Origin of the sequence: Anabaena sp. CA = ATCC 33047 (genome assembly GCF_963870205.1) — a bacterium.
Taxonomy (GTDB): domain Bacteria; phylum Cyanobacteriota; class Cyanobacteriia; order Cyanobacteriales; family Nostocaceae; genus Trichormus.
The window spans coordinates 3,830-16,678 of record NZ_CAWMSA010000036.1 but is presented as its reverse complement, the minus strand read 5'-3'; the positions used below and the strand labels follow the sequence as shown (position 1 = coordinate 16,678).

12 protein-coding genes are annotated in these 12,849 nt (G+C 42.5%); 7 read left to right on the top strand and 5 right to left on the bottom strand.

What is annotated here, in order from left to right; all coding sequences use genetic code 11:
- Positions 1–9 precede the first annotated feature (9 nt).
- The 3 genes from AACS98_RS08545 (at position 10) to AACS98_RS08535 (ending at position 2,505) form a co-directional block, all read left to right on the top strand.
- Positions 10–738, top strand: a complete 729-nt coding sequence (locus AACS98_RS08545) for a RibD family protein (RefSeq protein ID WP_066378282.1) — start codon at positions 10–12, stop codon at positions 736–738.
- Positions 739–850: 112 nt separating this feature from the next.
- Complete coding sequence (locus tag AACS98_RS08540) at positions 851–2,032, top strand: GNAT family N-acetyltransferase (protein WP_066378280.1); 1,182 nt, start codon at positions 851–853, stop codon at positions 2,030–2,032.
- A gap of 89 nt (positions 2,033–2,121) precedes the next feature.
- Positions 2,122–2,505, top strand: a complete 384-nt coding sequence (locus AACS98_RS08535) for a DUF4346 domain-containing protein (RefSeq protein WP_066378278.1) — start codon at positions 2,122–2,124, stop codon at positions 2,503–2,505.
- Positions 2,506–2,573: 68 nt separating this feature from the next.
- Here AACS98_RS08535 and psb32 read toward each other — a convergent pair whose 3' ends face one another.
- The gene (gene psb32, locus AACS98_RS08530) at positions 2,574–3,311 is read right to left on the bottom strand and encodes a photosystem II repair protein Psb32 (protein ID WP_066378275.1); all 738 of its coding nucleotides are present in this window, start codon (positions 3,309–3,311) and stop codon (positions 2,574–2,576) included.
- Between the two features lie 251 nt (positions 3,312–3,562).
- Here psb32 and AACS98_RS08525 point away from each other — a divergent pair, with 251 nt between their 5' ends.
- The 3 genes from AACS98_RS08525 to AACS98_RS08515 all read left to right on the top strand — a co-directional run bounded on the left by AACS98_RS08525 (position 3,563) and on the right by AACS98_RS08515 (position 6,894).
- Entirely contained in the window at positions 3,563–4,984 is a 1,422-nt protein-coding gene (locus tag AACS98_RS08525) for a WGR domain-containing protein (RefSeq protein WP_066378270.1), read from the top strand.
- Positions 4,985–5,078: 94 nt separating this feature from the next.
- Positions 5,079–5,759 (top strand): 5'/3'-nucleotidase SurE, encoded by a 681-nt coding sequence (surE, locus tag AACS98_RS08520; RefSeq protein ID WP_066378268.1) that lies wholly within the window; start codon positions 5,079–5,081, stop codon positions 5,757–5,759.
- 457 nt (positions 5,760–6,216) lie between these two features.
- Positions 6,217–6,894, top strand: a complete 678-nt coding sequence (locus tag AACS98_RS08515; protein WP_066378259.1) for a sugar transferase — start codon at positions 6,217–6,219, stop codon at positions 6,892–6,894.
- 144 nt (positions 6,895–7,038) lie between these two features.
- Here the strand turns inward: AACS98_RS08515 and AACS98_RS08510 are convergent, their stop codons facing one another.
- Both AACS98_RS08510 and AACS98_RS08505 read right to left on the bottom strand, forming a co-directional pair.
- A complete protein-coding gene (locus AACS98_RS08510; RefSeq protein ID WP_066378257.1) occupies positions 7,039–8,790 on the bottom strand; it encodes an ABC transporter ATP-binding protein in 1,752 nt (583 codons plus the stop codon).
- Positions 8,791–8,989: 199 nt separating this feature from the next.
- Positions 8,990–9,685 carry a hypothetical protein gene (locus AACS98_RS08505; RefSeq protein WP_066378256.1) on the bottom strand — a complete coding sequence of 232 codons (696 nt, stop codon included), beginning with the start codon at positions 9,683–9,685 and terminating at the stop codon, positions 8,990–8,992.
- Positions 9,686–10,033: 348 nt separating this feature from the next.
- On the opposite strand from AACS98_RS08505, the gene galE reads away from it, so the two are divergent.
- Positions 10,034–11,032 carry a UDP-glucose 4-epimerase GalE gene (gene galE, locus AACS98_RS08500; protein ID WP_066378254.1) on the top strand — a complete coding sequence of 333 codons (999 nt, stop codon included), beginning with the start codon at positions 10,034–10,036 and terminating at the stop codon, positions 11,030–11,032.
- 109 nt (positions 11,033–11,141) lie between these two features.
- Here galE and AACS98_RS08495 read toward each other — a convergent pair whose 3' ends face one another.
- Both AACS98_RS08495 and AACS98_RS08490 read right to left on the bottom strand, forming a co-directional pair.
- On the bottom strand, positions 11,142–11,819 hold the full coding sequence (locus AACS98_RS08495; RefSeq protein WP_066378252.1) for a hypothetical protein: 678 nt from the start codon (positions 11,817–11,819) through the stop codon (positions 11,142–11,144).
- Positions 11,794–12,849, bottom strand: a 1,056-nt coding sequence (locus tag AACS98_RS08490) for an urease accessory protein UreH domain-containing protein (RefSeq protein WP_066378246.1), incomplete at its 5' end; no start/stop codon positions are given. The genes AACS98_RS08490 and AACS98_RS08495, both read right to left, overlap by 26 nt.

The following is a 12,849-nucleotide window of genomic DNA, read 5'->3' as shown; positions in this document are numbered from 1 at the left end:
ACCAACTCAATGGTGCAACATCGTCCTCAGACTACAGTAGTTTTGGCAATGAGTGCAGATGGCAAGATAGCAGATTATAGGCGATCGCCTGCTCGATTTGGTTCAAGTGCTGATAAAGCACACCTAGAAGAACAAATTGCTGCCTCTGATGCCATTTTATTAGGTGCTGGCACTGTGCGTGCCTACGGTACAACATTGACCGTATCGCGTCCTATGCTGCTGCAACATCGAATCAAACAGGGCAAACCCGCCCAGCCGGTTCATATAGTCATTACGCAGTCAGCCACCCTGAATCCGGAAATGAAGTTTTTTCAACAACCTGTCAAACGTTGGCTACTGACAACAACAGCCGGGGCGTTGTCTTGGGAAGAATCTCAAGGGACACTTCCCCCAACTGTCGGCGAATCTCCTCCTAAATTCGATCAGATTTTAGTTTTTGAAACGTCACAGGGAAAAATTGACATGGTTGCGACTGTAGCACATCTAGCATCTTTAGGTATAACACGCTTGGCGGTACTCGGTGGGGGTGCATTGGTAGCTTCTATGCTGGAGTCAGATTTAATTGATGAACTTTGGGTTACGGTTTGTCCACTCATTTTAGGTGGTGTGACAGCACCCACACCCGTAGATGGTGAAGGCTTCATTGCTAAATTCGCACCTCGCCTACAATTGCTAGAAGTCAAAACCGTAGAACAAGAAGTTTTTCTCCATTATCGTCTGCAAAGACCTGTAGTGTGAACTACGCTATTCATGGGGAACTAGGAATCAGCAAAAATCTTACCCAGTACCCAGTACCCAGTACCCAGTACCCAGTACCCAGTACCCAGTACCCAGTAACCAAAACCTTGCAATGGTAGAACAACTCAAGCCGCGCTACTCTCTTGTTTGGATTAATAAAATCGATGAAGTACCCCAAGATGCTTGGGATGCTCTAGCTTTACCACTAAAAACGCCTTTTTTAGAGTGGAATTGGCTGCATAATCTAGAAGCTTCCCAAAGTGCCACGGCTAAAACTGGCTGGCTACCAAATCATTTGACTGTGTGGCGAGACAGAACATTAATTGCGGCTGCTCCTTTGTATGTTAAAGGACACAGTTATGGTGAATTTGTGTTTGATCACCAGTGGGCAGAGTTAGCCGATCGCATTGGTGTGCAGTATTATCCTAAACTTTTGGGGATGACACCATTCACCCCGACGGAAGGATATCGCTTTTTAATAGCCGATGGGGAAGATGAAGAGGAAATTACAGCGATGATGGTGCATGAAATTGACGCTTTTTGTGTTAAACATCGCATTTCTGGCTGTCATTTTCTCTATGTTGATCCTGATTGGCAACCAGTGTTAGAACGCCAAGGTTTTACACCTTGGTTACACCATAGTTATATCTGGGAAAATTTAGGGTTTAATAATTTCGATGATTACTTGGCAGTTTTTAATGCTAACCAACGCCGCAATATTAAACGCGAACGCAAAGCTGTAGAAAAGGTTGGTTTAAAATTACAACCCCTGACTGGGGATGAGATTCCTAAGTCTTTGTTTCCGTTGATGTATCAGTTTTATGCTGATACTTGTGATAAGTTTGGCTGGTGGGGTAGCAAGTATTTAACCAAGCGGTTTTTTGAGCAGCTAAACGCTGATTATCGGCATCGGGTGGTATTTTTTGCCGCCTATAGTGAACAGGATGCCCGTCACCCTGTGGGTATGTCTTTTTGCTTGTATAAAGGCGATAGATTGTATGGACGCTATTGGGGTAGTTGGCAAGAAGTAGATTGTTTACATTTTGATGCTTGTTATTATGCACCGATTGAGTGGGCGATCGCTAACGGTATACAATTATTTGACCCTGGTGCGGGTGGACGACATAAAAAACGGCGTGGTTTCCCTGCCGCACCTAATTACAGTCTGCATCGCTTTTACAATAATCGTTTAGCGCAAATTCTCAGACCTTACATTAGTGAAGTTAATCAATTAGAGACACAAGAAATTGCGGCGATTAATGCAGAGTTACCTTTTAGTAACCGAAAATCTTAAATAATAGTTAAAGATATGGTGACTCAAGATTTACACTGGATCTAGAGTGTAAAAACCCTGACTAAAGAAATTTACTTTTGAGAACGATTATGGATTTGATTCTAGAAAATTTAACAGCAATTGATGATAAACTTTCTCAGCGTCATATTGACCTTGACCCCAGTGGATATTTCATTATCTACGTGGATCGAGCTGAGGGTTTAATTTACGCCAAACATTTTACAAATATCATTGATGACCGGGGTTTAGCAGTTGATCCAGAAACAGGTAAAGTGATTCCGGCTAGGGGTAAAGTAGAACGCACTCACACCACAGTTTTTAGTGGTAGAACAGCTAAAGAGTTATGTGTGAAAATCTTTGAAGAAACTCAGCCCTGTCCGGTAACTCAATTAGACCACGCTGCCTATTTAGGACGGGAATTTGTCCGTGCTGAAGTCGCTTTAGTAACAGGGCAAGAGTACATTCAAGATTAAAATTGGGCTTTGGGTATTGGGCATGGGGCAATAAATGGTAATTTTCCCGATTCCCGATTCCCCATTCCCTAACCTTCTGAGGATGGTTGAACAGCTAGATAAATATAGTAAGTTGCCATGGGGATGATAGTGGCAGCAATTAATAGTCCAACTACCCAAGCAGTGGCATTACCTTTGTCTGTTTCTTCGGCTTTTTTGAATGTGCCTTCTACTTGCACATTATCAGCAATTTGGGGAGGGCCGGGATCAGGTTCGCCAGAGAGAACTGCAACTAGGCGATCGCTCGCATCTAAAAATGCCTGATTATATTTATTACCATCCCGTAAGGGTGCAGCTAATGTTTCTTCAGCCACACTCTGAGCAATCTCATCTGTAAGCAGCGATTTCACCTGCTCACCAGAAATAATTGCAGTACCGTTAGTGACTGTATCTAAAACTAACAAAGTTTGATTTGCTTGAGCTTCTGGAGTAGGAAACCATGTCTCAAACAGTGCTTGAGCAAAACTTTCTGGTGTCTCTCCATAATCGAGGCGGCGAATTGTCACAAATCTGACTTCTTTACCGCTTTGCTTTGCTAAATTCTCAAAGCTGCTGCTAATTTGACCTTCATTGATGCGGCTGATGACTTCACCTTGATCGATCACCCAGGTGGAATCGCCTGCTGTCAGGCTGGGTATTTGATAAACACCCGTAGCTAGGGCAGAGGTAGCAAATAGGGAGGAAGCTAAAATCACCGTCAGCACAGGTAAAATCAGCCGGACGAGGATTGTCTTCATCCTAAAAACTGGGTTGAGGAGCTGTTTCATTTGATCATCCTATAATACCGACTAGCACCAAAAATACTATACAACTAATGTCAAAATCACCTCTTGCAAGGATTGATTAATCGCGCCTCAGACATTAGTCAGTGATATAGATCAGTGCTAAAACGCAACATACTTAACACAATAAATCATGGCACAGTCTCATTTAGTAGTTACTTTGGTTCATCACTCCGATGAACACGCCGATTCACTGTGTATATTGGAAACCTTAATTAATTTTCCAGAGAGAACTTATGTCAGAAGCAAAGACATATTTAGAACTTTCCGAAGCTAATGGAGGCTCTCATAAGTTTTATGAAGTGACTGTTAAAGACAATGAATTAACCATACGTTACGGTCGTATTGGCGACTCAGGACAAACTCAAACAAAAACTTTTCCGACTCCAGATAAAGCCAAAGCAGAAGCTAGCAAAAAGATTAAAGAAAAACTCAAAAAAGGGTATGAGGTAGCTGTCATGGGTGTGCGTCAGAAGCGTCCTGTGACACGCCGCCAAATCAGCAGTACCGTCTCCAAAGCTAAACAAGCTCCTATTCTTTGGAAGTTTGCTTCTAACTCAGCCGCTTTTGGAATTTTCATTGATGCCAAACGTTGCTGGGTAGGGAATCAAGCAGGCCAAGTTTTTGCTTTGAATCATCAGGGTGAAGTAGTCAATCGGTTTAAACTACCTGATGGTGTTAAATGTTTAGTTGCTGATGATGTTTGGATTTATGCGGGTTGCGATGATGGCAATGTTTACGACCTGACTGGTAAGCTACCACGAGTGAGCTACAAGATTGATGAGAATGTTGATATTTTTTGGTTAGATATCAAAGATGGTCTATTAGCTGTCTCTGATGCCAATGGTGGTGTAACAACAATTGATCATGATGATGAATCACAGTGGACTCGTCTTAGTCAAGGTGATTCAGGTTGGATGGTGCGTTGTGACGAATCTGGTGTTTATCACGGTCACAGTAAAGGTGTGACTATGTATGATCACCAAGAAGGTCGAATGTTGTGGCATCAGAAAACTCAAGGTAGTGTACTGTTTGGTTGGCAAGAAGCATCCGCAGTCTATGCCGGCACAAGCAGTCATAAAGTTTACAGCTTTAGTAAAGATGGAAAAGTTGGTTCAATTTATCAATGTGATGCGGCAGTTTACTCTTGCGCCACCGCACTCAACGGTAAGTATGTGTTTGCCGGAGATAATAGTTCTTCGATTTATTGTTTTGATCAGCTAGGAGAACGTCTGTGGAAGCTGGCTACAGGCTGCGGTTCGGCTTTATCTATGCAGTTTTTCGATCACCATATTTATCTTGTGACTACAGATGGTTATTTGGCTTGCATTGATGCTAGTGAAGCGGCGATTCACTCTGCTCAAACCGGTACAGTTCCCGAAGCTGTAGTTATTAAAGCACCATCAGGGGAAGGAGTCGCACCTTCATCTGTTCTAGAAACTACTACAAATACTAGCTCTGGGGTGATTGTTGAGTGCTTTCGAGAAGGAACTAAACTCAGAATTCGCGTTGTTTCTCAGGGGTACAACTCTAACTGGAAAGTGCAGTTTCCCAAGGATATTCGTGTTGAAGGTGCGCGTTACCTTGTTCAAGAAATACGTGAATCAGCTAGTGGCGGTTTTTATCGTGCCTATGGTGATATTCACAGAATAGTTTAGTTGACACTCACCTTGATAAATCATTGTAACTTAATCACAACTTGGGACACAAAATAGAGAACAGGTTGGAATTTGTAAGTCAAAGTGAGGCGACGTGACCATAATATTAACTAATGATGATGGGATTGATGCTCCAGGGATTAAAGCTTTGGCTGAAGCTGTCAACGGTAAAGATGTGATTATTGCTGCACCCAAGCATCATCAATCTGGTTGTGGTCATCAAGTTACCACGACTCGTCCTATTAATTTGAAGCGGCGTTCTGATGTTGAGTATGCGATCGCAGGTACTCCCGCCGATTGTATCAGAATCGCCTTAACCCAAATTTGCCAAGATGCCAAATTTGTCTTGTCAGGTATCAACGCTGGGGGAAACTTGGGTGTTGATGCTTATATTTCTGGTACTGTTGCAGCTGTGCGAGAAGCAGCTATGCACGGTATCCCCGGTATTGCTATCTCTCACTATCGTAAAGCTAAACTCAATTTTGATTGGGAGTTGGCAGCTAAGTTAACGGCTGAAGTTTTAGCTGAGTTACTCCACCTTCCCCTAGAACCGGGATACTTTTGGAATGTGAATTTACCCCATCTACAACCAGGAGAACCAAAACCTGAAATGGTTTTATGTCAACCTTGTACCAAACCTTTACCACTCAAGTTTCACATTGATGGTGATGATTTTTATTATGTGGGGGAGTATGGCAAACGGGAACGTACACCCGGTAGTGATGTAGATGTTTGTTTTTCTGGTAATATTGCCGTCACTCAACTCAGGGTTTAGGAAATAGCGAATAATTGGGTTTTTACCAAACAGGACTGACACAACTGGCACATTAGTAGGGTGCGTCAGATGTCAAAAATCTGTTAATTGTTACAGAATAATCTTCTCTGACGCACCCTACAAGCAAGTTTCATGACGAAACTTGTGTAATTCCTCACAAAGCTAAAATTTGCTCTCCTTACTGCTATAGCTGCTTGTCTCTTATTGCAATTTGACAAGTATTAATTGTATCTGTGTATAATTTATTTAATACGTATTAGACTATACTAACCATTCTAATGTCAGAGATGGATTGCTCTTCATCTTAAATTTACAAAAATTGATGTTAACCTGCAAGTAAATAAAGTTTCCGTAAAAAAACCGTAAAATTCCCGGTTTTTGTGGTCTTAAAGTTTAATTTTCGCTGGAAAATCAGTAAAATTACGAGAGTTACTAAAAGTAAGATAGTAAATCTACCATGTATCAAACACCCTCACAAAAAGTATTGCTAGATACTAGCTATAAAGAGTGGAAGATAGAATTTACCAATCATCCCTCAGTAAATTCTAAATTCAAACGTGGGTTGGATATTTTAGGCAGCATAGTGGGGCTGTCAATTTTGGCAATTGTGTTTCTACCGATTGCGATCGCCATTAAACTCGATAGTCCAGGCCCGATTTTCTTCTCTCAAGAACGTTATGGTCTTCAGGGTCGTCCCTTTCGGATTTGGAAATTCCGTTCCATGGTCAATGATGCGGAAAGACTGAAATCTTTAGTAGATAATGAAGCAGACGGATTTGTCTTTAAAAACAAAAATGACTTTCGGGTGACAAAAGTGGGGCGTTTTTTACGCAGCAGCAGTTTAGATGAACTACCCCAGTTTTGGAATGTCTTTATGGGTGATATGAGTTTAGTGGGAACACGCCCCCCCACTGGTGATGAAGTAGCAAAATATAACAACCGCCACTGGCAACGCTTAAATGTTAAACCTGGTTTAACTGGTGAATGGCAAGCTAATGGACGTTCTCATATCAAAGATTTTGAAAAAATAGTTGATTTAGACTTACAATATCAACAAAAATGGCATCCTTTATATGATTTACAACTAATTATAAAAACAATCTTCGCAATATTTGGCAAAGTTGGAGCTTTTTAAATAAATAACAATTAATGGGTAATTAACTATGTAATTTTCAGTAGTTAATTGCCCATTGGCTATGATACTAGCCAGACTTGCCAAGTGGAGAACTAGATTTGTAATTCCCCACACCCAGCCATCCCAGCCATTAGAAATAAAGCATTAATTTAGTAATTCTTCAACTTGATGTCGGCTCCACAAATCTCTGTAAATCCCTGCTTCTTGTAATAGTTGTGAGTGATTGCCTACTTGGACAATTCTGCCTTTATCCATCACCAAAATCCTGTCAGCTACGGCGGCGGCGGAAAGTTGATGTGTAATAAAAATCACGGTTCTGCTTTCATTACCCTGAGAGAGATTATTCAAAATTTGTGTAGCGGTTTGATTATCTACACTAGAGAGGGCATCATCCAAGATTAAAACCGGAGCATTGACTAAAATGGCTCTAGCTAAAGCGGTACGTTGCCTTTGACCGCCAGAGAGAGTAATGCCACGTTCACCGACTATAGTTTCGTATTGCGCCGGAAAATTAATAATTTCTTGGTTAATTTGGGACAATTGAGCTACATACTCTACATCTTCTTGTGCGCTCAAAGGCTCACCGTAGCGAATATTATTTTTGATGGTAGTGCTAAATAAAAAGCTATCTTGAGGAACGTAGGCGATCGCATGACGTAAATCTGCCAAGCTAATCTGAGTAATATCCACCCCATCTAAAAACAACTGTCCGGGTGCAATCTCCAATAAGCGAGGCAAAGCATTGGCTAAAGTTGACTTCCCTGAACCTATCGCCCCCACAATTGCAACTGTTTCTCCAGGGTGAATCTGAAAATTCACTTGATCTAAAGCCGGAGTAGTAGCACCGGGATAAGTGAAACTGAGATTTCGCCCTAACAATTCCCCCTTTACCTCAGCTAGCGGTAGATGTATCGCCTCTGTGTCATCTTGAATTTTCGGGGTGACACTCAGAATCGCTTCCAAACGGTCTATACTGACTTCTCCCCGTTGGTAGGCGGTAATAGTGAAACCTAACAAAGCTGTGGGGAAAACCAAACGTTCTACGTAAATCAGCAATGCCAAAAAGTCGCCAACAGCCAGAGTTCCAGCAGCAATCTGCGTTGTCCCCAACCAAATAATAATCAGTGAACTCAAACCAGCTAAACCACTAATCAGAGGAAACAGAGTATTTCGGCTTTTTGCCAGTGACAAGTTAGCTGCTAATAGCTGTTGATTTTTGTGGGCAAAGGCACGACGCTCATTTTCTTCTTGGGCGTAGATTTTAATCAAAGCCATGCCACTGACATCTTCTTGAATAAGTTCACTAATATCTGACAGTTTTTCTTGTACTACTGCCTGTTGCTGACGTAAACGATTACTAAACAAATGCACTAAGAAAAACATCAAGGGATAAACTGCTAAGGCTGCTAGTGTCAAATTGATGTTAATGGCTAGCATGACTGGCAGTGTTAAAGCGTAAGCAAATATCGTATTAGCAAAACTTAAGACTGCAAAACCCAACAACCGCCTGACATTATCGACATCACTGGTAGCCCTGCTGATTAAGTCCCCAATCGTGTTAGTCGCAAAATAAGCAGGCTCCAGCTTGAGTAAATGCTCAAAAATTCTTTGTTTGAGGTCAAATTCTACTTGTCTTCCTACGCCAAATATCCACAGTCGTGAAGCCATGCGGATCAGCCACATAGCAGAACTGAGCAAAATAATCACGATGACATAACGTATTATTTGATTCCAGCTCACGTTTTTGGCAATTTGGTCAACGCAAGCACGAATTAACCAGGGAATATAAACCCCTAGTCCATTAACAGACAACAAAGCCAGGATGCCTAAAGTAGCATCCCGCCAATGGGGACGTAGGTAAGCACCAAGTTGAGCAATTCGTCGAGATTGTTTCATGGATGGAAGTAAAGCTGGCGGCAAGGGGCAGGAAGTCAGCCAAAACGCACAACAGGGGATTTCTGTTGATTTACCCGGACACTAGGGTGCGATTGGCGTTTTCCAAAGGGGTTGTCGTAGAGTAATCGAAGGGCAAGAGGGAGGGGACAGGAGAAAGTTTTACTCTTCATACCCTCCCCTCATCTTTTGACTTTGAACTTTAGGACTGACGACCACGTAAAAAAATGTAAATTTGATTAAGATAACTTTCCCAGACTTGTGTTGTGAGTTGGAGTGTTTCTGCACTGGGTACAAAGTCTTCGAGTCTTAATCCTCTTTCTCGAATTTGTTGAGGATTCTGCAACAGGTAAGGGGGGATTTTCGTCTCCCAGTATTGGAATGCTAACGTGGACTGACTCAGTTGAGAACTGGGTAAGATAGAATCCTGAACCACATCAGTAACTAGCATCGGGTTGGTTTGTGTCTCGAAAGCTACAAGTGTTGACGATGGAGATGATAATAGTTGACCATTGGGGAGAAATGCCCCGGTTGCTAAAGGAGCTCTCACCAAGAAATAGGCGATCGCAGGTGTACTAGCCAACAGTAAAATTGTCAACGACCAACCAACTAAATATCCCCCTGGTTTATCGATGCCACCTCCCTTAATTTTTTGAGCCGCTAAAATCAACATCAAAACTGAAGCTCCTAAAGGTTTGAGGGGAAAGGATACCAACCTCCACAAAGAAGCTACAGCTGGTTCATTGGGGTTAAGAAATGATAAAGCTATCACAACCAACACAATGACAAAAACTAATCGTCCCACGAAAGTTCCAGCAGGATAAAATCTCTGAAACACAGAGTAGGCTATCACACCAATTAGTAGCCACAACAATACTCGGCTTAACAGTAAAAACATAGATATTTACTCTCAAATCTCCTTTTGTGATGAACCAGTGCGGTGGTGAGACAGTTTCGACTTAAGGAACTGTCAAAAGGGTTCTTCGATATCAAGCAACTGGCGTTTCCCGATGGGGTTCTCGTCGAGTACCCTGAAGGGTTAGCCTAGAGGTTTCACGAACTGGATTTAAGAGTCAACTGTCAATTTGACTTAAAATACCTCAACCCTCACACCAAAGACTACTGTCGTAGTGATTTTAGTGCAATTTTTTCACAATGCGTCTAATATTTATAATTTTCCAGATGAGTAATTTGGTACACCACTAAATTACATTAATTGAGTAGTCGTCACTCAAAGGGAAAAACTATGTCACCTGAAAAGCCCAGTATTTTAGTCACGGGGGGGGCAGGGTATATCGGTTCACACACGGTATTAGCTCTCAAACAAGCAGGTTATGATGTGGTGATCTTAGATAACTTAGTTTATGGGCATCGTGATCTTGTGGAAAAGGTGTTGCAGGTAGAGTTGATCGAAGGCGACACCAGCGATCGCCCTCTGTTAGATAATTTATTTACAACTCGTAACTTTGCCGCCGTCATGCACTTTTCCGCCTATGCTTATGTCGGTGAATCAGTGAGTGACCCTGCTAAATACTACCGCAACAACGTTGTCGGTACACTGGTTCTCTTAGAAGCAATGCTGGCGGCATCTATTAAGAATTTTGTCTTTTCTTCCACTTGTGCCACCTATGGTGTACCTAACGTTGTACCAATTCCGGAAAACCACCCCCAAAATCCTATCAATCCCTACGGTGCTACTAAATTAATGGTAGAACGGATTCTATCTGACTTTGATGGGGCTTACGGTTTAAAATCAGTGCGTTTCCGTTATTTTAATGCGGCTGGCGCACATCCTGACGGGTTATTAGGTGAGGATCACAACCCGGAAACTCATCTAATTCCTTTGGTACTGTTGACAGCTTTAGGTAAACGTAAATCTATTTCGATTTTTGGCACTGACTACCCTACGCCTGATGGTACTTGTATTCGGGATTATATTCACGTTAGCGATTTGGCAGATGCCCATGTTTTAGGGTTAGAGTATTTACTTAAAGGTGGCGACAGCGAAGTTTTCAATTTAGGTAACGGACAAGGTTTCTCTGTCAGAGAAGTGATAGCAGCAGCCAAACAGGTGACAGGATTAACTATACCAATAGAAGAATGCGATCGCCGTCCCGGAGATCCTCCCAGTCTCATTGGTAGTGGCGAAAAAGCCAGAAAAATTTTAGGCTGGCAACCCCAGTATCCAAATATTCAAGATATTGTTGCTCATGCGTGGCAATGGCACTTAAACAGACATAAGTAGTAGCATGGAGATTGAGGATTAATTAACCTCATCTCCCCTAACTTCAACGCACAATAGTTACCTAAGACAGCAAAAAATACGCAACTGCGTTGCTGTTTTTCAGGGGTTTTCAACTTTTACCTTTTTGACGTTGCCAGACAAACAAGATTATACCCAAGACTGCCACAGTGGAGAGAGCGATCGCCCAGATGGGAATTCCCCCCATTCTCAAGGATGATGCTTCACTCTCCACAACCACACCATTAATGGTTTCCTGACTTTGTATCTGTTTACCTATCCCACCAGCACCAGCAGCTACCGTCACCTCAAACTTCAAATCAAACGGTTGAAAATTTGCCCCAGCTTTTGGCTTGCCTGTTAACTGTAGCTGATAAATTCCCGGTTTGGGAAAAGTAATATCTGCACCAGGTATACCCTGATAACGTTCAGCATTCACAGGCGTTAATGATGGTTCGATTAATGCAGGTTCGCCAGGTATGTGAGGTTCAGCGTACACAGCTAATTGACAATCACATTGAGTCAAAGGAATCGATTTACCACCTTTACGAGTCAAAGCAAACCAAGCTTGTGCAGTTTCTCCAGCACGAGGAGTATCATTCGGTTCAATGTGGAGAGTACCGCCAACATCTCCTGCTATTTCTATTTTATGAGCAGCAGCAGGAGGAATACTATTTATGGATAGAACTAAGCAACTCAGAAATGAAAGATACTCGATAGCTGACACACCCTTAAGTGCAGAAACTTGTTTGTCTTGGGTGGCTTTAGTTTGATTTAGTGGGGGGAACATAAAACTTTTCTAGGTTTAACTTAGACCAAAAAGAGCGCATTCGCACTAACAAAACTCCCAAGGTGACAATTCCCATTAACACAGCTGCTAATTTATTTCCCCAAGTCAATCGTAAAGAACCCAAATAATGAGAACCAATCAACACCGCATGAATAGCACTCAAAAGTAAAGCCGGTACACTCAATAAATGAATTTGTCGCCAGCGTTTACCCCAAGATTTTTGCAAAGATTCCCAACTTGTCACAGCTGCCGGGGTCATTAATATCAATCCTACAGCACCAGCAGCCATCCCCAGTTGAAATTCTGGCGGTAAGAACCAAAAAGCAGCAAAATTCCATTGCAAGGAATGTTCTATCATGTGGGTGGTATGCACCACAGCCAGCACAAACCCCCCCACTCCCAAAGCCCGACGATAACGTAAAGGCGAAGCCCACACTTTACTAATGGGGCGGGCAATTAACGCCATGATTACACAGAACAAAGCCGCGTGTCCGGTGTAATCTACCATTGTCTCACCAGTCCGCAGTAAAGTAATTACCCCAATACTCAGCGTCACCCAACCACCTAAGCGAAATAATTGACTCCGCCTGTCTTGACTCACCAAGGAAGTAGACACACCCACACCTAACATTGTTGGCAGTGTTCCCACACCAAAAGCCAGCATAGTCGCCGTACCCAGCCATAAACTACCAGTTTCTGCCGCTTTAATTTGGGCAGCATACAAAAAACCACAAGGCATTAAACCCCAAGTCATACCCAAAAGTATCGGTGTCCACCATCGTTGATGTAAAGATAGGTTAACCATTCCTGTACTCAGACGTTGATGTAAACCACCTTTTAACAGGGGATGTAGCAAAGGAATGCGGGGTAATAAGTTAGGTGTGATTTGTCCTAACCCGAACCAAATCAGCATCACACCAGTAATAATTGCCATTACACGACGCAAGTCGCTACCCACACCCGCCAACTGTCCACCTTGTAACAGTACCGAACCCAGCGCACCAATGCCAGCCCCGACTAAGGCATAACT